The sequence below is a fragment of the Micromonospora sp. NPDC049645 genome (assembly GCF_040675155.1).
GTDB lineage: Bacteria > Actinomycetota > Actinomycetes > Mycobacteriales > Micromonosporaceae > Micromonospora.
This window is the reverse complement of the sequence record NZ_JBFAOI010000001.1, coordinates 711,865-732,366: the sequence shown is the minus strand read 5'-3', so window position 1 is coordinate 732,366 and position 20,502 is coordinate 711,865. Positions and strand designations below refer to the sequence as shown.

General features: G+C 72.6%; 21 protein-coding genes and 1 riboswitch. Of the genes, 10 read left to right on the top strand and 11 right to left on the bottom strand.

Annotated elements, in window-relative coordinates; genetic code table 11:
- Positions 1 to 33: 33 nt before the first annotated feature.
- Both AB0J33_RS03495 and AB0J33_RS03490 read right to left on the bottom strand, forming a co-directional pair.
- Positions 34 to 678 carry a TetR/AcrR family transcriptional regulator gene (locus AB0J33_RS03495; RefSeq protein WP_363609381.1) on the bottom strand — a complete coding sequence of 215 codons (645 nt, stop codon included), beginning with the start codon at positions 676 to 678 and terminating at the stop codon, positions 34 to 36.
- 60 nt (positions 679 to 738) lie between these two features.
- Positions 739 to 996: a hypothetical protein gene (locus AB0J33_RS03490; protein WP_363609379.1), complete on the bottom strand. Its 258-nt coding sequence runs from the start codon at positions 994 to 996 to the stop codon at positions 739 to 741.
- 158 nt (positions 997 to 1,154) lie between these two features.
- Between AB0J33_RS03490 and AB0J33_RS03485 the strand changes: the two genes are divergently transcribed.
- The 7 genes from AB0J33_RS03485 to AB0J33_RS03455 all read left to right on the top strand — a co-directional run bounded on the left by AB0J33_RS03485 (position 1,155) and on the right by AB0J33_RS03455 (position 8,001).
- The gene (locus AB0J33_RS03485) at positions 1,155 to 1,373 is read left to right on the top strand and encodes a hypothetical protein (RefSeq protein WP_347404248.1); all 219 of its coding nucleotides are present in this window, start codon (positions 1,155 to 1,157) and stop codon (positions 1,371 to 1,373) included.
- Between the two features lie 290 nt (positions 1,374 to 1,663).
- Positions 1,664 to 2,824: an acyl-CoA dehydrogenase family protein gene (locus tag AB0J33_RS03480; protein WP_363609376.1), complete on the top strand. Its 1,161-nt coding sequence runs from the start codon at positions 1,664 to 1,666 to the stop codon at positions 2,822 to 2,824.
- A 36-nt stretch (positions 2,825 to 2,860) separates the two neighbouring features.
- Positions 2,861 to 3,991: a CaiB/BaiF CoA-transferase family protein gene (locus AB0J33_RS03475; protein WP_363609374.1), complete on the top strand. Its 1,131-nt coding sequence runs from the start codon at positions 2,861 to 2,863 to the stop codon at positions 3,989 to 3,991.
- 246 nt (positions 3,992 to 4,237) lie between these two features.
- Entirely contained in the window at positions 4,238 to 5,500 is a 1,263-nt protein-coding gene (locus tag AB0J33_RS03470) for a DUF2786 domain-containing protein (protein WP_363609372.1), read from the top strand.
- 146 nt (positions 5,501 to 5,646) lie between these two features.
- The gene (locus tag AB0J33_RS03465; RefSeq protein WP_363610212.1) at positions 5,647 to 6,003 is read left to right on the top strand and encodes a YciI family protein; all 357 of its coding nucleotides are present in this window, start codon (positions 5,647 to 5,649) and stop codon (positions 6,001 to 6,003) included.
- Positions 6,000 to 7,253: a DUF6596 domain-containing protein gene (locus tag AB0J33_RS03460; RefSeq protein ID WP_363609370.1), complete on the top strand. Its 1,254-nt coding sequence runs from the start codon at positions 6,000 to 6,002 to the stop codon at positions 7,251 to 7,253. Before AB0J33_RS03465 ends, AB0J33_RS03460 begins: the two co-directional genes overlap by 4 nt.
- A gap of 91 nt (positions 7,254 to 7,344) precedes the next feature.
- Complete coding sequence (locus tag AB0J33_RS03455) at positions 7,345 to 8,001, top strand: class I SAM-dependent methyltransferase (RefSeq protein WP_363609368.1); 657 nt, start codon at positions 7,345 to 7,347, stop codon at positions 7,999 to 8,001.
- A 55-nt stretch (positions 8,002 to 8,056) separates the two neighbouring features.
- Here the strand turns inward: AB0J33_RS03455 and AB0J33_RS03450 are convergent, their stop codons facing one another.
- From AB0J33_RS03450 to AB0J33_RS03420, 7 genes are all read right to left on the bottom strand, one after another.
- The gene (locus AB0J33_RS03450) at positions 8,057 to 9,538 is read right to left on the bottom strand and encodes an alpha/beta hydrolase (protein WP_363609366.1); all 1,482 of its coding nucleotides are present in this window, start codon (positions 9,536 to 9,538) and stop codon (positions 8,057 to 8,059) included.
- Between the two features lie 125 nt (positions 9,539 to 9,663).
- A complete protein-coding gene (locus tag AB0J33_RS03445; protein ID WP_363609364.1) occupies positions 9,664 to 9,933 on the bottom strand; it encodes a hypothetical protein in 270 nt (89 codons plus the stop codon).
- Positions 9,930 to 10,277: a helix-turn-helix domain-containing protein gene (locus tag AB0J33_RS03440; RefSeq protein WP_363609362.1), complete on the bottom strand. Its 348-nt coding sequence runs from the start codon at positions 10,275 to 10,277 to the stop codon at positions 9,930 to 9,932. Before AB0J33_RS03440 ends, AB0J33_RS03445 begins: the two co-directional genes overlap by 4 nt.
- A 162-nt stretch (positions 10,278 to 10,439) precedes the next feature.
- A complete protein-coding gene (locus tag AB0J33_RS03435) occupies positions 10,440 to 10,613 on the bottom strand; it encodes a CsbD family protein (protein ID WP_036390803.1) in 174 nt (57 codons plus the stop codon).
- 74 nt (positions 10,614 to 10,687) lie between these two features.
- A complete protein-coding gene (locus AB0J33_RS03430) occupies positions 10,688 to 12,934 on the bottom strand; it encodes a heavy metal translocating P-type ATPase (RefSeq protein WP_363609360.1) in 2,247 nt (748 codons plus the stop codon).
- 12 nt (positions 12,935 to 12,946) lie between these two features.
- Entirely contained in the window at positions 12,947 to 13,894 is a 948-nt protein-coding gene (locus AB0J33_RS03425) for a hypothetical protein (RefSeq protein ID WP_363609358.1), read from the bottom strand.
- Between the two features lie 13 nt (positions 13,895 to 13,907).
- Entirely contained in the window at positions 13,908 to 14,117 is a 210-nt protein-coding gene (locus AB0J33_RS03420; protein WP_363609356.1) for a copper ion binding protein, read from the bottom strand.
- 95 nt (positions 14,118 to 14,212) lie between these two features.
- On the opposite strand from AB0J33_RS03420, the gene AB0J33_RS03415 reads away from it, so the two are divergent.
- Positions 14,213 to 14,509 (top strand): metal-sensitive transcriptional regulator, encoded by a 297-nt coding sequence (locus tag AB0J33_RS03415; RefSeq protein WP_030329541.1) that lies wholly within the window; start codon positions 14,213 to 14,215, stop codon positions 14,507 to 14,509.
- 5 nt (positions 14,510 to 14,514) lie between these two features.
- Here AB0J33_RS03415 and AB0J33_RS03410 read toward each other — a convergent pair whose 3' ends face one another.
- Positions 14,515 to 16,476, bottom strand: a complete 1,962-nt coding sequence (locus AB0J33_RS03410; protein ID WP_363610210.1) for a copper-translocating P-type ATPase — start codon at positions 16,474 to 16,476, stop codon at positions 14,515 to 14,517.
- A gap of 452 nt (positions 16,477 to 16,928) precedes the next feature.
- Here AB0J33_RS03410 and AB0J33_RS03405 point away from each other — a divergent pair, with 452 nt between their 5' ends.
- Entirely contained in the window at positions 16,929 to 18,299 is a 1,371-nt protein-coding gene (locus tag AB0J33_RS03405; protein ID WP_363609353.1) for a YibE/F family protein, read from the top strand.
- A 166-nt stretch (positions 18,300 to 18,465) separates the two neighbouring features.
- A riboswitch (cyclic di-AMP (ydaO/yuaA leader) is annotated at positions 18,466 to 18,596 on the top strand.
- 4 nt (positions 18,597 to 18,600) lie between these two features.
- Positions 18,601 to 19,620, top strand: coding sequence for a hypothetical protein (locus AB0J33_RS03400; protein WP_363609351.1), 1,020 nt, complete (start codon positions 18,601 to 18,603; stop codon positions 19,618 to 19,620).
- Between the two features lie 56 nt (positions 19,621 to 19,676).
- On the opposite strand, the gene AB0J33_RS03395 is transcribed toward AB0J33_RS03400, so the two are convergent.
- Positions 19,677 to 20,405, bottom strand: coding sequence for a carbonic anhydrase (locus AB0J33_RS03395; protein WP_363609346.1), 729 nt, complete (start codon positions 20,403 to 20,405; stop codon positions 19,677 to 19,679).
- Positions 20,406 to 20,502 lie beyond the last annotated feature (97 nt).

Below are 20,502 nucleotides of genomic sequence, written 5' to 3'. Positions count from 1 at the left end.
GGGTCAGGCCGCGCGGCCTGAGCGGGCTTGTTCTCAGCCCTGGGGACGAGCCGGTGCGCTGTCGGCGATCACCTGCGGGATGACCTGCTCCACGATGGTCAGCAGCGTGGTGGTGAGCAGCAGGTGCACCTGGGCGCGGGTCAACGCGCCGCGCTGGAGCCACTCCCGGGCGGTCGACGTGGCCAGCCCGCCGTACGCGCGGACCATCCCGCGTAACTCCTCGCGGTGCTCCGCCTCGCCGGCCAGCCCGACGGCGACCAGCATGCGGTCCGCAGCGACCTCCTCGGCCTCGGCGAGCACCCGCTCCACGTCGGTGTCCCCGCCCATCCCCCGTGCGGTGACCGCCGCCAACCAGGAGGTGCTGTGCCGGGACACCACGTCGAGGAACCAGGTGACGCTGGCGTCGATCCGGGTCCGCAGGTCACCCTTGGGCAGTCGTTCCAGGGCCACCTCCGGGATGGTCACCATGACCCGGACGACTTCGAGGTAAAGGTCCTTCTTCGTCCCGAAGTAGTGGTTGACCAGGCCACGGGCCACGCCCGCCGCGCGGGCCACGTCGGTGGTCGACACGTCCGGGTACGGGCGCTCACCGAACAACCGGACCGCGCAGCCCAGGATCTGCCCGCGCCGGGCGTCCGGCTCCAGACGGCGGCGACGGGGGGCCGTCTCGACACTCATCTGCCCGACCCTAGCGGCAGCTCACCGGCCAGCCACCGTTGTCGGCTGTCGCCTCGGTCCTCAGCGCCGGCCCCGCCGACGCCGCACCACGTGTCGTCCCAGGTGGCGCAGATTGGACGCCTCGGAGTAGAGGGCCGCGTTGATCGCACCCAGGGCGACCCCGGGCGCTCGCTGCACCCGGTCGACGTCTTGCACCACCCGTCCGATCAACGTCAGCCGGCAACGAAGATCGAACAGTTCCCTCCGCGCACAGTGCAGCGCCGTCTCCAATCCCCCGACCCGCTCCCGCAACCACGCCAACTCCGCCGCCTGATCCATCCGCTGCCCCTCTCCAATCACGTCAACGCTGCCCGACCGATAGCGCAGCGAAACCTTCTAATCACACTCAGCCACTTTGGTTCGCCTGTCAACCCTTTTGGGGACCCCCGATTGGGGACCCCTGATTGGGGATGAACGAACGTGCCTAGGTTCCAGGTGTGGCAGACAAGGGGCCGGGCGAGTTGATGGGGCCGTATGAGATCGGCCAACGACTCAACGTCTCCCGAAGTCGGTTCCAGCAGATCGCCATGCGACCGAGCTTCCCGAAGCCATACCAGGAACTACGCGGCATGAAGGTGTGGCTCCGTGCTGACGTGGAGGCGTGGATCGCCGAGCACCGCCCACCGCGCCCGACCGACGGCGACGAGGCCGAGTAACAGCCACTGCCCGCCGGCCACCACCTCAATCAGGGTCGCCAGCAGGCCCTCAGCCGGCAATCTTGGACAGTTTCCGTTAGCCGATGACGGAAAGTGTCCAAGATCTACGCCGCCGACGCTCCTGGACCGGTAAGGCCGGGCCGCGCACGTCGCTCGGCCGGCTCGTTTTCTTGATGTCGGGGCGTCCGGCTCGGGGGGTCGACCGGACTTCAAGGGAACGGAGTCGATCACGGCGGGCGTCCACCCACGACTTATTGACATGCCGCCAACAGGGAGCGAGGGTGGTGCACATGTCGACGCCCGACGGTCCCGTCTCGCCCTGGCGCGAGCCGGAGCATGACGACCTGGCCGAGCTGGCCCGCACCTTTTTCACCAAGGAGGTGTTGCCGCACGCCGAGCGCCTGTCGGCGCAGGGCCATCCGGACCGCGAGCACTACCTGCGTGCCGGTGAGCTGGGGCTGCTCGGCCTGTCGGTGCCGCAGGAGTACGGCGGTGGCGGCGGTGACTTCACCCACGAGGCGGTAGTGCTGCACGAGCAGGCGTCCACCGGGGAGAGCAGCCTCGGTCTGGCCGTGCACAGTGGCATCGTCACCGGTTACCTGGTGGCCTACGGCAGCGAGGAGCAGAAGCGACGCTGGCTGCCCGGCCTGTGCAGCGGTGAACTGGTCGGCGCGATCGCGATGACCGAGCCGGACGGCGGTTCCGATCTTCAGGCGATGCGTACCCTCGCCGTTCGAGACGGGGACGGCTACCTGGTCAGCGGCGCGAAGACGTTCATCACCAACGGCGGCCTGGCCGACCTGGTGATCGTGGCCGTGAAGACCGACCCCGAGCAGCGGGCAGCCGGCGTCTCGCTGCTGGTGTGCGAGGTGGGTGGCGACCCGGAGGGCTTCCGCCGGGGCCGACTGCTGTCCAAGATCGGGCTGCACGCCAACGACACGGCGGAGCTGTTCTTCGACGGTTTCCGGGTGCCGGCGGCCAACCTGCTCGGCGGGGCCGAGGGGCTGGGCTTCATCCAGTTGATGCAGCAGCTCCCGCAGGAACGGCTGGTCATCGGCGTCGGCGCGGTCGCGGCCATGGAACGGGCGGTCGCGCTGACCGTCGCGTACGCCAAGGAACGCACCGCCTTCGGCAAGACCCTGATGGGTCACCAGAACACTCGGATGGTGCTCGCCGACTGCGCCACCCGTACCCGGGTCAGCCGCGTCTTCCTGGACGACTGCATCGTCCGGCACACGCGTGGCGACCTGGACGTGGCCACCGCGGCGATGGCGAAGTCCTGGCTCACCGACGGGCAGTGCGAGGTCGTCGACCGGTGCCTTCAACTCTTCGGTGGCTACGGCTACACGACGGAGTACCCGATCGCCCGGATGTACGCCGACGCCCGCGTCCAGAAGATCTACGGCGGCACCAACGAGATCATGAAGGAGTTGATCGCCCGTGCCCTCTGAGGCGTACGTCTGCTCCACCGAACCGGTCGGCGTCGCGTGACGGCGGCGCACGGCGGACCGCTCGCCGGGGTACGGGTGGTCGAGCTGGCCAGCCTCGCCCCGGCGCCGTTCGGTTGCATGGTGCTCGCCGACCTCGGCGCGGACGTGGTGCGGGTGGACCGACCGGGTGCCCCGGGTGCGGGTCGACTGGCCGCGCCGACGGGTGGGCCGTTGCAGCGCGGGCGGCGGGTCACCGCGCTGGACCTGAAGTCCCCGGCCGGGGTGGCGGACCTGCTGCGCCTCGCCGAACGCGCGGACGTGCTGGTCGAGGCGTACCGGCCCGGGGTGGCCGAGCGGCTCGGCTTCGGCCCGGAGGTGTGCCGGGCCCGCAACCCCCGACTGGTGTACGCCCGGATGACCGGCTGGGGTCAGGACGGCCCGCTGGCGGCCCGCTCCGGACACGACATCGACTACATCGCGGTGGCCGGGGCGTTGGAGCCGCTGGGACGGGCCGGCGACCGCCCGTACGCGCCGATGAACCTGCTCGGCGACTTCGGTGGCGGCGGCATGCTGCTCGCCGTCGGTGTGCTGGCCGCACTGCTGGAGCGGGAGCGTTCCGGCCTCGGCCAGGTAATCGACGCGGCGATGGTGGACGGCTCCGCGCTGCTCACCTCGTTCCTGCACGGGCTCGTCGGCGCCGGCCTGTGGTCGGCCCCGCGCGGGCGCAACATGTTCGACGGCGGGGCGCCGTTCTACGACACGTACGCCACCGCAGACGGTGGGTTCATGGCGGTCGGCGCGATGGAACCGGCCTTCTACGCCGTCCTGCTCACCGGCCTCGACCTGGCCGACGACCCGGACCTGCCCGCCCAGTACGACCCGAGCGGCTGGGACGAGCTGCGCCGGCGGTTCACCGAGCGGTTCGCCGAGCGCACCCGGGACGAGTGGACGGCTGTCTTCGCCGACCTGGACGCCTGTGTCGCGCCGGTGCTCGCCCCCGGCGAGGCGCATCAGCACCCGCACAACGCGGCCCGGGGAACCTTCGTCGAGGTGGGCGGCGAGATCCAACCGGCCCCCGCACCCCGCTTCGAGCGCACCCCGACCGCCCACCCGTTCCCGGCCCCCGACCCGGAGCGGGACGCCGTGGCGGTCGAAGAGATCCTGAACGGCTGGCCCCACCGCCCCTAACTCCCTCCCACGCGCACGCCTCGCCATGTCGCCGAGCCGCCCTCGGGGTGATCAACACGAGTTTGGCGAAATCGGGGTGTCCGCCTGGGTGGGATACCGCGACTTCCGGAAAGCCGAGTCGATCACGACGGCCCGTGCGACGAATGGGCGGTGACCTCCCCCGTTTCGTGACTCCCGGGCCATGAGCGGCATGATCATGGGGCCTGGGAGAGCAGCGAACAGCCAGAGCCCGAGAAGGAGGTGCCCGTGCCGGACGCGGACGAACTCGTCGCCAACGCGCTCGCGGCGGTGCGCGGCACGGACGTACGGCAGGCCGAACGGCAGCTGGACCAACTGATGGTCGGCACCGGCGCCGCGGACGGCACCACGGCGGTGGACGCCGCCTTGCTGCGTCGCCTGGCCCGTGGCCTGGGCCGGCTCTGGCCGCGCGGTTGGCAGCCGGTCGACGTGGATCGGATCACCAGCCGACGCCTCGACGCCCGCGCGGCCCGGCTGGTCCGTGCGGCGATGGCCGCCCAGCGGCGCGACCAGGCCGGACCGGTCCCGACCTGGTGGGACGACCAGCTCCGCGAGCTGACGGCCACCGACGGCAGCGCCGACCGCAACGTGCTGGCCGGCTGGGCTACCCGGGAAGGGCTGAACCGGGCCGATGCGCTCCGCGCCGCCGTGGACACTCTCGCGCTGGTGGAAAGCCTGCCGCCGATCGCGGTGCTGCGCCCACCGCCGGGAACGACCGGCGCGGCGGTTCCCCGCACCCCCGGTACGGCCCGCAGCGGGTCGCCGATGCTGGATCGGGTCCGGGCGCTGCTGGCCAAGGCCGAGTCGACGACCTTCCCGGCCGAGGCGGAGGCGTTGACCGGGAAAGCCCAGGAGTTGATCGCCCGGCACAGCATCGACGAGGCGCTGCTGGCCGCCGGGTCGGAACGCGGAGACCTGCCCGGCGGGGTACGCCTGAGCACCGACACCCCGTACGCGGGCGCGAAGGCGCTGCTGGTGCAGGAGGTGGCGGCGGCGAACCGGTGCGAGGCGGTCTGGTCCGACGACCTCGGCTTCACCACCGTGCTGGGCTGGCCGGCCGACCTGGTGGCGGTGGAGCTGCTCTACACGTCGCTGCTGGTGCAGGCCACCGCGGCGATGCTGCGCGGGCGTGCCGAGCGGCGGTCGGGGTCGGGTCGGCGGACGAAGGTGTGGGACGAGTCGTTCCTCAACGCGTTCGCGCTGCGGATCGGCGAGCGGTTGCGCACGGCCACCGAGGCGGCGACCGACGCGGCGGACCAGGCGGCGACCGGGACGGCCGGGGCGCAGCGGCTGTTGCCGGTGCTCGCCGCCCGGGGCGAGGCGGTCCGGGAGCGGTTGGACACCCTGTTTCCCGGCGTCACCCGGCACCGACTCAGCGTGCGTGACGCCGAGGGCTGGTCGTCCGGCACCTCGGCCGCCGACCGGGCGTCGCTGGACGTCGGCGCCCCTCGGCAGCCCCGCCAGGTACGCGGTCGACCCGACCCGGGCTGAGTCGCCCGGCGTGGGACCGCCGCCGGAGAAGATTTCTGCGCTTTCCTTCGGTACGCGGTAGGGATCGGGGGAACGGCTCCGACCCTCCGGTGAGCCGCGCCCGAACGGGGTGCGACCAGAGCCTGAGGAGCATCGCCGTGAAGTACATGCTGCTGATCTGGAACCGACCCGGCTTCACCGAGGAGCTGAGCGAGCAGGACCGCACCGCCCTCTTCGGCGAGGTCGACGAGATCATGAAGGAGCTGACCGAGACCGGCGAGCTGATCGGCGGCCAGGCGTTGGCCAATCCGTCGCAGACGCGGACGGTCCGGCTGGCCGGCGGCCACCCGGAGGTCGTCGACGGGCCGTTCATGGAGAGCAAGGAGCAGTTCGCCGGTTACCTGGCCGTCGACTGCGACAGCCCGCAGCGGGCCGCCGAGATCGCCGCCCGCTGGCCGGACGTCCGGTACGGCGGCGCGATGGAGGTCCGGCCGATCATGGACGAGGCCGGGACGGAGATGTGACCGACGACCGGACGGTCGAGGATCTGCTGCGCAGCTACGCGCCGCAGGTCCTCGGCCTGCTGGTCCGCCGGCACGGTCAGTTCGACAGGTGCGAGGACGCGGTCCAGGAGGCGTTGCTCGCCGCCGCGACACAGTGGCCGGCGCAGGGCGTACCGGACAATCCGCGCGCCTGGTTGCTCACTGTGGCCACCCGCCGGCTCACCGACGAGTGGCGCAGCGAGAGCGCCCGCCGCGACCGCGAGGTGGCGGTGGCGCTGCGCGAGCCGGCGTACGCCCGGGTGGCGCCTGCGGCGGACGCGGAGCCGGCGGTCCCGGCCGCCGACGACACCCTCACGTTGCTGTTCCTCTGCTGTCACCCGGCGTTGACCGGCTCGGCGCAGGTGGCGCTGACCCTGCGCGCGGTCGGCGGTCTGAGCACCGCCCAGATCGCCCGGGCGCACCTGCTGCCGGAGGCGACGATGAGTCAGCGGATCCGCCGGGCGAAGCAGCGGATCGAGGCCGCCGGGGCACGGTTCACCATGCCCGGCCCGGCGGAGCGGGAGGAGCGGCTGCGAACGGTGCTGCGGGTGCTCTACCTGATCTTCAACGAGGGATACACCGCGTCCAGTGGCGCGGACCTGCACCGGGTCGAGCTGACCGGCGAGGCGATCCGGCTGGCTCGCGTCCTGCGCGGGTTGCTGCCCGACGACGGCGAGGTGACCGGTCTGCTGGCGCTGATGCTGCTGACCGACGCGCACCGGGCGGCCCGGGTGGGGCCGGACGGGGAGTTGGTGCCGCTGGCCGAACAGGATCGCTCGCGGTGGGACGCCGCCGCCATCGCGGAGGGGATCGCGCTGATCACCGAGGCGTTGACCTGGTCGCCGCCCGGCCCGTACCAGTTGCAGGCGGCGATCGCCGCCGTGCACGCCGAGGCGTCGACGGCGGCGGAGACGGACTGGCCGCAGATCGTGGCGCTCTACCGACTGCTGGCCCGGATCGCGCCGAATCCGATGGTCACCCTGAACCAGTCGGTGGCGGTGGCCATGGTGGACGGGCCCCGGGCCGGGCTCGCGCTGCTCACGCCGTTGGACTTCGACGAACGCACGGCCGGGCACCACCGGCTCGCCGCCGTCCGGGCGCATCTGCTCGAGCTGGCCGGGGAGGTGGCCGCAGCCCGGGAGGCGTACCTGGCGGCGGCGCGTGGCACCACGAGTCGGCCCGAGCAGCGGTACCTGGAGGTCCGGGCCGCCCGGCTGGCCGGACACCAGTGAACGGCGCAGCATTGCCATTTTGGCAAGAATCTTTGCGCATCGCTCGGTCACCGGTCACAGTCGTCGCCGACGCGCGAAGGAGCAGCCACCGATGACCGAGCAGCACGAGTTCGACAGGGACTACTGGGAGCGGCACTGGCACCAGGCGCAGCACGATCGCCCCGGCGCGATGAGCACGAGTCCCGCGCACCCCTACCTCGCCCGCGAAACCGTTGACCTGGCCCCGGGCTCGGCGCTGGACGCCGGGTGCGGCGCCGGTGCCGAGGCGATCTGGCTCGCCTCCCACGGCTGGCAGGTCACCGCCGTCGACATCGCACCTGTCGCCCTCGCCCGCGCCGCGCGGCGCGCGGCGGACAGTGGGGTGTCCGAGCGCGTGCGGTGGGTGGAGGCGGACCTGACGGAGTGGGCCCCGGAAAGTCCGTTCGACCTGGTCACGACGCACTACGCGCATCCCGCGATGCCACAGTTGGCCTTCTACGACCGCATCGCCGGGTGGGTGGCGCCCGGCGGGACCCTGCTGATCGTCGGGCATCTGCACACCCCGGCAGCCACCGAGCAGGGGCACGGGCACGGGCAGGAGCACGGGCACCACCCGCCCGAGGAGGCATCGGTCACCCTCGCGGACATCACCGCCGGCCTGGAGAGCGTCAGCTGGGAGATCAGGACGGCCGAGGAGCACCGCCGCACGGTGCCGGGCCGGGAGGCACCGCTGCACGACGTGGTCGTACGCGCCACCCGACGCCGCTGAGCGCACCGCTGCCGGCCGCCGGGCGGACTGGCCACCCGACGGCCGGCAACGGCGGTCACACCTCGGGTTCGATGGCCGGGCAGCTGGCGCCCCGGGCCGGCACCACCTGATCGATCAGGTAGGAGTCGACGGCCCCTTCCACGCAGGGGCTGGTGGTGTAGCTGCCGTGTCCCCAACCACGGTAGGTGAGCAGCACGCCGTGCCGGCCCAGCTGACGCGCCACGTCGCGCGCCCAGCCGTAGCCGCTCGCCGGGTCGTGCACGGTGGCAGCCACCAGCAGCGGCACGTCGGTGTGCACCCGTAACCGGTGCTGCGGGTTGGCCACCGGCGTCGGAGTGCCCAGGCAGGTGACCAGGGCGAACAGCGCCGGTGGGTAGCGCAGGTCCGGCGCGAGCTGGGCGGCCCGGCGCAGATGCCCGGCGTACTCCCGGTAGTCGCGGACCGGCAGGCTCCAGTCCTGGCAGAAGACCGCGAAGGGGTACGGAGCCACGGCCTCGTCGGCCAGCGGACGGACGCCCGGCGTGCTGCCGGCGCCCTCCAGCCGGACGATCCACTCGGCCAGCCCGGGCCACCGCGGCGTGTCGTAGAGCTGCTTGTGGGCGCTGCGGCTCAACTCGAACGGGGCGAGCGCCGCCCCGGCCCGGTCCGGGTCGGTCAGCGTGCCACGCTCGGCCCGGGCCTGTAGCCCAGCCCAGCTGGCCCGGACGTCGCGACCGTGCAGGACGCAGTCGGCGGAGCGTGCGCACCAGGCCAGGAACTCGTCGAACGCACCCTCCGCGGTGACGGCCTGGGTGTCCAGGAAGGCGCGGGTGTCGAGGCTGTGGTCCATCGCGGCCTCCAGCACCATGACCCGGACCCGGTCGGGGTACAGCTCGGCGTACCGCTGCCCGAGCAGGGTGCCGTACGAGCTGCCGTGGAAGGTCAGCTGCCGTTCGCCGAGGGCGGCGCGGACCGCGTCCAGGTCGCGGGCGGCGCTCGTGGTGTCGACGTGGTCGTAGAGCGCCCCGGTGCGGGCCCGGCAGTCGGCGCGCAGCAGCGCGTTGTCGGCCAGGACGGCATCGAACTGGGCCTGGTCGGCGATCAGCTGCGGTTGCCGGGCGAGCACCTGCCGGGCGCAGATCACCGGGTGGCTGCCGCCGGTGCCGCGTGGGTCGAAGCTGACGATGTCGAACCGGCGGCGCAGGTCGGCACTGAACCGGGTGCTGCCGTTCACCACCCGGTCGACCCCGCTGTCGCCCGGCCCGCCCGGACCGAAGACCAGTGACCCCTGTCGGGCGGTCGGGTCGGTAGCGACCCGGCGGGCCACCGCCAACTCGAAGTGCTCACCCCGTGGTCGGTTCCAGTCGACCGGCAGCGACAGGGTGCCGCACTGGGCCGGAGCGCCCTCGACGGGCGGCTCCGCTGCGGGGGTGTCCTCGGCGCAGGGCTGCCAGTCGATGACGGGTCGGGCGGCGGCAGGGCTCGCCGGGGTCAGGCCGGCGGCCGTGAGGGCCAGGGCGACCGCCCAGCCAACGGCGGATTTGCGTACGCGCAGCATGAGGTGCTGTCCTCTCCTCGAAGGAGCGTTGCCGGTGAAACTCGCCCACCGGGCGAGGTGACGTTGCTTCCACCCGGGCCGTCGAGTAGCCGCTCGACGGCCCGGGGCCCTCCTCGTCCGCCGGGTCAGTCGACCTCGCGCAGGACGCGTTCGAGTGTGCTCATCCGGGTCTCCATCCCGCCCAGCCGACCGTCCATCGCCGCGAGCAGTCGGGTGTTCTCCGCCTGGGCCTGAGCGGCCGTCTCGGCAAGCCGGCGGTAGTCGTCCGCGCGGGCCGCCTCGTACCGGGCCCGCCGGGTCTTGGCGATCTGGACGACGGTCACCGTGACCACGCTGATCAGGAAGGCGAAGATGCCGATCGCGCCGACCACCTCGGTCCAGTCGTGCTCGCTCATCGCTGGGCTCCTGGCTGCTCGCCCGAGTCGGGCACGGTAAGCGTCTCGACCGCCGCCGCGATGACCGCGGGGGTGAGTGTGAGCACGAACGGCTCCACCTCGTAGTAGTTCATGGCCTTCCCGTCCTCCGACAACTCCAGGCGGGCGGTGACCAGCCCGGCCGCCGCCAGCTTCCGTAGGTGGACCTGCAACAGCGCCCGGCTGATGCCCAGTTGCCGGGCCAGCCCGCTGACGTACGCACGCTCGCGGGCCAACGCGGCGACGACCCGCAGCCGGTGCGGGTTGGCCAGGGTGGCCAGCACCCGGACCAGGTCGTCGCCGGTCGGCGGCGGAGCGCCGCTCATAACCAGCCCTTGCACATGCCAAGGAAAGTTAGCAGGTCCTCCCGGGCTGCGATACGGGCGTAAGCCGAATCAGGGGGATTTCAGGGTTAGCGAGAATGGCCGGACACGCAGCACGCCGGGCCGGTGATGATCACCGGCCCGGCGTGCGGGTTACGTCGTACGTCAGCTCTTGAAGGCGTCCTTGATCTTCTCGCCCGCCTGCTTGAGCTTGGCGGTGGACTGGTCAGCGCGACCCTCCGCCTCGAGCTGCTCGTTGTCGGTGGCCCGACCGGCGCCTTCCTTCAGCTTGCCGGTCGCGTCCTCGGTGGCGTTGTTGATCTTGTCGTCGATACCCATTGCCAACCTCCATTGCAAGCGTCGCTACGACCACAGAGGTACCCCCGCCGTCGCCGGTCCAACCATTACCACCGTCACAGATCGTCAGCGGCCGGACGAAAGCGACGCAGCCGCAGACTGTTGGCCACCACGAAGACCGAGGACAGCGCCATCGTGGCGCCGGCGATCATCGGGTTGAGCAACCCGGCGGCGGCCAACGGCAGGGCCGCCACGTTGTAGCCGAACGCCCAGAACAGGTTGCCCCGGATGATGCCGAGCGTGCGTCGGGACAACCGGATGGCGTCCACCGCGGCACCCAGGTCACCCCGGACGAGGGTGAGGTCGGACGCCTCGATCGCCACGTCGGTGCCGGTGCCCATGGCCAACCCCAGGTCGGCCTGGGCCAGCGCCGGGGCGTCGTTGACCCCGTCACCGACCATCGCCACCGACCGCCCCTCGGCCTGGAGCCGCTTGATCACGTCGACCTTCCCGGCCGGCAGCACCTCGGCGATCACCTCGTCGATGCCCACCTCGGCGGCGACCGCGCGAGCCACTGTGGTGTTGTCGCCGGTCAACAGGACCGGGGTGAGCCCCAGCCCGCGCAACCGGGCCACCGCCGCCCGACTGGTCGGCCGGACCACGTCGGCGACCGCGAGCACGCCGCGCGCCCGCCCGTCCCAACCGGCGACGATCGCCGTCCGGGCGCCGGCCTCCGCGTCGCGGACGGCCCAGTCGACCTCCGACGGTACGTCGAAGTCGCGCTCGCGCAGCAGCCGAGCCCGGCCGAGCAGCACCACCCGACCGTCGACCGTGCCGGTCACGCCCGACCCCTCCAGATTGCGGAAGGCGGTCACCGGAGGCAGCGCACCGGCCTCGGCGGCGCCGGCGGCGATCGCACGGGCGATCGGGTGTTCCGAGGCCGCCTCCACCGCTCCGGCGAGTCGAAGCAGGTCGGCCCGGTCCACACCGCTCGCCGGCACCACGTCCACCAGGGTCATCCGGCCGGTCGTCACAGTGCCGGTCTTGTCGAGCACCACGGTGTCCACCCGGCGGGTCGACTCCAGCACCTCCGGCCCCTTGATGAGCACGCCGAGCTGGGCACCCCGACCGGTGCCGACCAGCAACGCGGTCGGTGTCGCCAGACCGAGGGCGCACGGACAGGCGATGATCAGCACCGCCACGGCGGCGGTGAACGCGGCGGTCGGACCGGCCCCGGTGCCGAACCACCAGCCGAGCGTGCCGACGGCGAGCGTGATGACGATCGGCACGAAGACCCCGGAGATCCGGTCCGCCAGCCGCTGCACTGCCGCCTTGCCGCTCTGCGCCTGCTCGACCAGGTCGGCCATCCGGGCGAGCTGGGTGTCCGCGCCGACCCGGGTGGCGGTGACGATCAGCCGTCCACCCGCGTTGATGGTGGCGCCGACCACGCCGTCGCCCGGGGCGACCTCGACCGGCACCGACTCACCGGTGAGCATGCTTGCGTCGACCGCGGAGGTGCCCTCGTCGACCACCCCGTCGGTGGCGATCTTCTCGCCGGGGCGGACCACGAACCGGTCACCGACGGCGAGCCGGTCCACCGGGATCAGGGTCTCCACGCCGTCGCGCAGCACCGCCACGTCCTTGGCGCCGAGGTCGAGCAGGGCGCGCAGGGCGGCACCGGCAGTGCGCTTGGACCGGGCCTCGAAGTAGCGACCGGCCAGGATGAACACGGTGACCCCGGCGGCGGCCTCCAGGTAGATGTTGCCGGCACCGTCCGTGCGGGTGATGTCGAAGCGGAACGGGTGCGTCATCCCGGGCATCCCCGCGTCACCGAGGAAGAGCGCCCAGAGCGACCAGCCGAACGCGGCCAGGGTGCCGAGCGACACCAGCGTGTCCATGGTGGCCGCGCCGTGCCGCAGATTGGTCCACGCGGCCCGGTGGAACGGCAGCCCGCCCCAGACCACCACCGGCGCGGCGAGGGTCAGCGAGAGCCACTGCCAGTAGTCGAACTGCCAGGCGGGAACCATGGCCAGCAGGACCACCGGCAGGCTCAGGGCCACCGAGACCCAGAGCCGGGTACGCGGAGCCCGCAACGGGTCCACCGGAGGTTCCGCGCTGGGCGGGGCCGGCAGGGCGGCCGAGTAGCCGGTCTTCTGGACGGTCTCGATCAGATCGTCCGGGGTGACGCCGTCGGCGTACCGGACGGTCGCCTTCTCGGTGGCGTAGTTGACGGTGGCGCTCACCCCGTCCATCCGGTTGAGCTTCTTCTCGATCCGGGAGGCGCACGCGGCGCAGGTCATCCCGCCGATCGCCAGTTCGATCCGGTTCGGCGCCTCGGGCAGTGGTCTGCTGGTGGTGGTCATCGTCTGGTCCCGTCAGTTGTGCCCGTGCCCGGGGGTGCCGTGGTCGGCGCCTCCGGTCGGCGCGGGTCCGCTCGGGGTGGGTCCGCTGCCGGCCGTGGCGTCGCCGGCGACAACGGTGAACTCGGCGGTGTGCACGCGCCCGCCGTGTCGGAAGTCGAGGTAGAGCCGGTAACTGCCGGCCGAGGGCACGTCGGCGAGGAAGGTGACGGCCGGACCGGGCCGGGTGCGCCCATCGCCGGGCGTCCCGTCCGGGTGCACGTGCAGGTACGCCAGATCGCCCCGGCGCAGCGCCACCAGGTGCCCGTACGCGCCCAGGTAGGGCTCCAGGTCGGTGACCGGCTGCCCGTCCCGGCTCACCGTCAGGGTCAGCGGTGACGTACGGCCGGGCTGCGGCACCCCGGTCAGCGTGACCGTGTAGCCGTCGACGGTGGCGCTGGTCGCCGGGGCCGGCAACGGCCGTTCGGTCAGCTCGCCGGGGACGCTCACGTCCACGCCGAGGGTCAGCGGCTCACCCCCGGTCGGGATGAAGTCGGCGAACGCCCGCCACTGCCCGGGACCGGTCAGTGGGGTGTCGACCCGCCAGGTGCCGTCCGGGGCCAGGTCGGGGTGCACGTGACGGAAGCCGGAGAGGTCCCGTCGGGCGACGATCAGGTGCATCGTCTTGTCGTGCGCCACGTCGTACCGGGTCACCGGGCGGCCGTCCGGGCCGGCGATCCGGAAGGCGAACTCGCCGGCCGGGGCGTCGACCGGTTCGAGGGTGTAGCCGCGCTCGGAGACGAGCAGGCCGCCGGGGATCCGGTCGGCCGTCGCGCCCCGCTCGTCAGCCGCCGGGGCGGCGACCTCGTCGTGCCGGCTCTCGGCGGCCGGGGCGGGGTCGACGACCCGGCCGACCCCGTAGGCCGCGCCGAAGACCGCCGTCAGGCCGACGGCGAAGCCGGCCAGTCTCGTCACCGTGCGCATGTCGGCCCTCCGATCACGCGTCGACGAGGTCGTAACCGGCCTCGTCGACGGCGGCCCGGACAACCGCGGTGTCCAGCGGCTGGTCGCTGCTGACGGTGACCCGGCCGGCGGCGAGGTCGACCTGGACGTCGCGCACGCCCTCGATGGCGCCGACCTCGGCGCTCACCGCGCTGACGCAGTGCCCACAGGTCATGCCCTGCACCTGGTACGTCGTGTTGACCATCGGAACGTCTCCTTCTCGGTACCGGTACCCGGTGGGGGTATCCCGACCGGATAGGACCGTACCATACCCCCTGGGGGTACGCTATCCTGGTCGGCATGACCGCACCCACCCCGATCCGCGGATACACCGCCAGCAAGGACCAGCTGCTCGCGCGGCTTCGCCGCGTCGAGGGGCAGGTCCGCGGCATCGAGAAGATGGTCGACGACGACCGCTACTGCATCGACGTGCTCACCCAGATCTCCGCGATCCAGGCCGCTTTGGACAAGGTGGCGCTGGGGCTGCTCGACGGGCACGCCCGGCACTGCATGCACGAGGGGGCCGCCGAGGGTCGGGCCGACGAGATGGCCACCGAGATGATGGCGGCGGTCGGCCGGCTCATGAAGCGGGGCTGACGGCCTCAGTCCCGCGTCGGGTCGAGACGGACCCGGCGCAGCAACTGCGCGTTGAGCGCCACCACGATGGTGGACGCCGACATCAGCACCGCGGCCACCGCCGGGCTCAACGCCACACCAGCCCAGGCCAGCACCCCGGCGGCCAGCGGCAGCGCCACCACGTTGTAGCCCGCCGCCCAGGCCAGGTTCTGCCGCATCTTGCGGTACGACGCCCGGGACAGTCGGACCACGGCCGCCACCCCGCGTGGATCCGAGGACGCCAGCACCACCCCGGCGGACTCGATCGCCACGTCGGTGCCCGCGCCGATCGCGATGCCCACGTCCGCGCGCGCCAGCGCCGGCGCGTCGTTCACCCCGTCGCCGACCATCGCCACGACCAGCCCTCGCCGCTGGAGGTCGGCCACCCGATCGTCCTTCTCCGCCGGCAGCACCTCGGCGAAGACCTCGTCCACCCCGGGTCGGAAGCCGAGCTCGGCGGCCACCGCCTCGGCCACCGGCCGCGCGTCACCGGTGATCATGGCTATCGTCCGGACGCCCTCGGCACGCAACTCGTCGACGGCGCGCCGAGCCTCCGGACGCACCTCGTCGGTCAACGCGAACGCACCGAGCACGGCCTCCGGCAGCCGCACCAGATACAGCACCGCGGCACCCCGCGCCGACCATCGCCCGGTCGCCGCCTGCACCTCCGACGGAGGCGAGAGGCCCAGTTCGCGCAGCAACGCCGGCCCGCCCACCGCGTACTCCGTACCGTCGATGGTCGCCCGCACGCCGCGGCCCGGCAGCGACCGGAACCCGGCGGCCCCGGCCGGACCGGCGGGCCCGGCCGCCGCCACGATGGCCCGAGCCAGCGGATGTTCGCTGTCCGACTCGACGCCCGCCGCGATCCGCAGCACCTCGTCCCGGCCGACGCCAGGCGCCGTCACCAGGTCGGTCAGCCCGTGCTCGCCCCGGGTCAGCGTGCCGGTCTTGTCGAAGAGCACCGCGCCGACGGTCCGCATCCGCTCCAACGCCGACCGGTCCTTCACCAGGATCCCGGACCGCGCGGCGAGGGCGGTGGAGAGCGCGACGACCAGCGGAATGGCGAGGCCCAGCGCGTGCGGGCAGGCGATCACCAGGACGGTGACCGCACGGACCACCGCCTCATCCGGCTGACCGAGCGCGGTCCAGACCAGCACGGTCAGCACGGCGGTGCCGGTGGCCAGGTAGAACAGCGCGGCGGCGAACCGGTCGGCCAGCAGTTGGGCCCGCCCACCGGAACCCTGGGCCTGCGCGACCATCCGCTGGATGCCGGCCAGGGCGGTCTGCTCACCCACCGCCTCGACCCGCACCCGGATCGCCGAGTCGGTGGCGACGGTACCGGCCACCACCCGATCGCCGGTCGACCGGGCGACCGGTCGCGACTCGCCGGTGATCATCGATTCGTCCAGCTCGGCGCCCCCGTCGAGGACCCGCCCGTCCGCCGGCACCCGACCACCCGGCCGGACCAGCACCACGTCGCCGAGCCGCAGGTCGGTCAGCGGCACCGCCTCGACCCGCCCGTCCGCCGCCACCCGTTCGGCCTCGTCGGGCAGCAGCGCGGCCAACGCCGCCAGCGCCCCCCGGGCCTGCCCGATGGCCTTCATCTCCTGCCAGTGTCCGAGCAGCATGATGGTGACCAGCGCGGCCAACTCCCACCAGAAGTCCAGGTCGAAGGCGCCCACACTGGTGGCCAGCGACGCCGTGTACGCGACGGTGATCGCCATCGCGACCAGCAGCATCATTCCGGGCGCCCGGTCCCGCACCTCCCGGACCGCACCGACCAGGAACGGCCAACCACCCCACCAGAACACCACCGAGCCGAGTACCGGGCCCACCCAGGTTCGGCCGGGGAGGTCCCCGCCCAGACCCAGCCGATCCGACACGAGGTGGCTCGTCAGCACCACCGGAACGGTCAGCACCAGGCAGACCCAGAACCGACGGCGGAACATCGCCGGGTCGTGCCCGGCGTGCTTGTCATGCCCGGCGTGCGTGTCATGCCCGGCGTGCTTGTCATGCCCGGCGTGCTTGTCATGCCTGTCGGGTGGCATTGGCCCGGCGGGCGGGGGGTGGTCGGAGTCGGGCGCCTGCATGGCTCCAACATGCCGGCCCGGAGACCGCCACGCGGGCGGTTCGGCCACTCAACACTCCGTCACGACCTGCAACCCCCGGGCGGGCTGGCTAGCATCTCCCACGATGGCCCTCCGCATGCCGCTGCACAGTCGGGCACCGGCGCCGCCACGACGTGGCGGCGCCTGCCGCAGATCGGGCCGGGCACTGACCGTACGTGATCAACCGGTCGGCGGGCAGCGATCCGCGCCGCCATCCGCCGCATATCCACCGCGACGGTGAACCGCCCGGCCCGTTGATCCGTACCTCGCACCGGACCGTTGGGAGTCTCACCTTGGCCGCCGACCACACTCACACCGCTCCGTCCGCCCCACCGCGGGTGCGACGGATCCTCGTCGTGACGGTGGTGCCTCTCTTCGTCGCCACCGTGCTCGCGGCGGTGCTGCTCTGGCCGCGCGACGGTGCACCGCAGACCGACGGCGGCGCGGACGTTCCGCGCTATCCCGGCACGGTGACCCGGGTGGTGACCGAACCGTGCCCACCGGCGCCGTCGGTCCCCGAGGGCACACCGAGGGTCGGTGGCGGGCGGTGCGGCACGGTCGACGTCCGGGTGGACGACGGGCCGACCGCCGGCCAGCAGGTACGGACGCCGGTGCCCGACGGACCCGGCGCACCTCGGGTCGAGGTGGGCGACGAGGTCATCCTGGTCGAGCTGACCGATCCGACCGATCCGAGCGTCAGCAACTGGAACATCGCGGAGCACCAACGCGGCACCGAGATGATGTGGCTGGCGGTGGTCTTCGCGGCCGCGATCGTCGCGTTCGGCAGGTGGCGGGGACTGGCCGCGCTGGCCGGGCTGGCCGCCAGCTTCGCCATCCTGCTCACCTTCGTGCTGCCGGGCATCGGCGCCGGCCGGTCGCCGTTGCTGGTGGCGGTGGTCGGCGCGGCGCTGATCATGTTCGTGGTCCTCTATCTGACGCACGGGGTCAGCGCACAGACCTCGGTCGCGGTGCTCGGCACCCTGGGCAGCCTGGTGCTGACCGGCGTGCTCGCCACCATCGCCACGGCCGCGACCCACCTCACCGGCTTCGGCAGCGAGGAGGCGACCACCCTGTCGATGTTCCAGGGCGACGTGGACCTGCACGGTCTGCTGCTCGCCGGCATCATCATCGGATCCCTCGGGGTGCTCGACGACGTGACGGTCACCCAGGCGGCCACCGTCACCGAGCTGGCGAACGCCAACCCCGGGCTGACCCGGTTGCAGCTGTACCGTGCGGCCACCCGGGTCGGCCGCGCGCACATCGCCTCCACCGTCAACACCATCGTCCTGGCGTACGCGGGCGCGTCGCTCCCCCTGCTGCTCCTGCTCACCGCCGACGCCCGGCCGATCGGGCAGATCCTCACCAGTGAGTTCCTCGCCCAGGAGATCGTCCGCAGCGCGGTCGCCACCCTCGGTCTGATCGCCGCGGTGCCGCTGACCACCGGGCTGGCCGCGGTGGTCACCGCCGCCGGACGCGCCGGTGCGACACCGTCCGCCGACGCTGCCACGTCCCGGCCCCAGCCGGACCGCGCGGAGGCCCTGGCCGCCCTCAGCTCACCGCGTACGGGTGGCTCCGACGAGCCGATCCGGACGCGGACCGCACCCCCATCCGAGGTCACCGATCGGTGGCCGGAGTCGAACAGGAGCACGGATACGGCATGGTGACACTCCTCAGCGTGACCAGATCGGGCATCCACCCTGAGAACCACGTCACTGGTCACGCAACGCTATGGCGAAATGACGCTTTTGGTCGGCATCCAGGCGTAGCTCACCCGGTCGACTCTCGGGTAACCTCGCTGCCGGTCACCGATGAAGGCGCGAAGCGGCGCCTGCGGTGCCGCCGCCCAATCGCCAGCCGGCGAGCCGGGGACCCAGGTACGTGGGGTGAATCCGCGTCAGCGGTAGGGGCCGCTTCCGCCCCGAACCCGTCAGCTAACCCGGTCGGCGGTCGACGGAAGGGAACATTGTGACGGCACCCCTACGCCGCTGGTTGACACCCGTGGTGGCCGTGATCGCCGCACTGACCGTGCTCGCCGGGCCGCACCCGGCGCACGCCGCCCCGACGAACCCCACGCCGTCCGGGCACGAGGAGGACGGCGAGCCCAAGCTGCTCAACGACGTCATCGAGCAGGCCAACCGCGACTACTCCGCCGCAAAGTCCAAGTTGGACAAATCCAAGAAGCGGCAGGGTGAGCTGGCGGCCGAGGTCGACCGGGCCAACGCCGACCTGGCAGCGCTGGCCCCGCAGGTCGGGCAGATCGCCGCCCAGGCGTACCGGACCGGCCGGATCGGCGCGATCGCGATGCTGCTGGAGAGCGACGCCCCCGACTCGTTCGTCCAGCGCGCCGCGGTGCTCGACGAGATGAACATGGTCAACGAGAAGAAGCTCTCCGAGGTCAACGTGGTGAAGGCCCGCGCCGAGCAGGCCAAGCTGGCCCTCGACACGGAGGTTCGGGAGCAGCAGAAGCAGACCGCCCTGATGGCCAAGCGGAAGAGCGAGGCCGACAAGGCGCTCTCCCTGGTCGGTGGGAAGGGCTTCACCGGCGGCCTGGTGGACGCCACCTCCCCGGTCGCGAGGATCGGCCCGGGTCGCACGGCCGACGGGGACTGGAAGCCCCAGTCGTGCAGCGAGGACGACCCCACCACCTCCGGCTGCGTCACCCCTCGCACGCTGCACGCGTACAAGGAGGTCAAGCGGGCCGGCTTCAACCGGTTCGTGGGTTGCTACCGTTCCGGCGGGCCGTGGGAGCACCCGAAGGGCCGCGCCTGCGACTGGTCGCTACAGAAGAGCGGCTTCTCCCCGTGGCACAACGAGGACACCCGGACGTACGGCAACAACGTGGCCGCGTTCCTCATCCGTAACGCCGACCGGCTCGGCATCTACTACGTGATCTGGAACCGGCAGATCTGGTTCCCCGCCACCGGCTGGAGTTCGTACAGCGGGCCGTCGAACCACACCGACCACGTGCACATGTCGCTGCTCTGACCCGCACGATTCAAGTCGAGGGCCGTTCCGCGTCACGCGGAGCGGCCCTCGTCGTGTCAGACGGCGGCGGGCGCGGCCGGGTCCGTCGCTTCGGTCGGGCCGTCGAGCGTCGCGAAGCTCGCCGGCACGGCGGCCACCGGGCGCACCGCGCCGGCGGCGAGCCGGTACGACACACCCACCACCGCGCACCGCCCCCGCTCCACCTCCTCGGCGAGCACCGGGGATTGGCCGAGCAACGTCTCGACGGTCTGTGCGATGTGGACGTCGACGATCCCGTCGATGTCGTGCACGCCCTCGGCCTCGGCCCGGCGCAGGCTGGGCAGCACGGCGTCGACCACCGCACCCAGATGACCGCTCGGTGCGGTACCGGTCGCGGCGGCCTCGCGGGCGGCCTGCACGGCGCCGCACGAGTCGTGGCCGAGCACCACCACCAGCGGGGTGCCGAGCACGGTCACCGCGTACTCCACGCTGCCGAGCACCTCCGGGCCGGTGGTGTGCCCGGCCGTGCGGACCACGAACAGGTCACCGAGCCCGCGATCAAAGATGATCTCGGCGGCCAGGCGGGAGTCGGAGCAGCCGACGATCACCGCGAACGGGTGCTGCCCGTCGGCCACGGCGGCCCGGTGCCCGGCGTCCTGGTTGGGGTGGCGCGGGGCACCACCGACGAAGCGCTGGTTGCCGGCGAGCAGTTCGGCGTACGCCTGGGTCGGCTCGCGGAGCGCGGACGCCCGGTCGGCGGTCCGCTGCGAACCCGGCTGAGGGCCGGACTTTCCGGTAGCACTCATCCCGCACCTCGTCTCGACGCGTCTCGCCTGGTCAACCGGCTCTTCCACCGGCCCGGCGGCGGGCGCTGGCTCGTGCTCCACCGTCACACGCACGCTA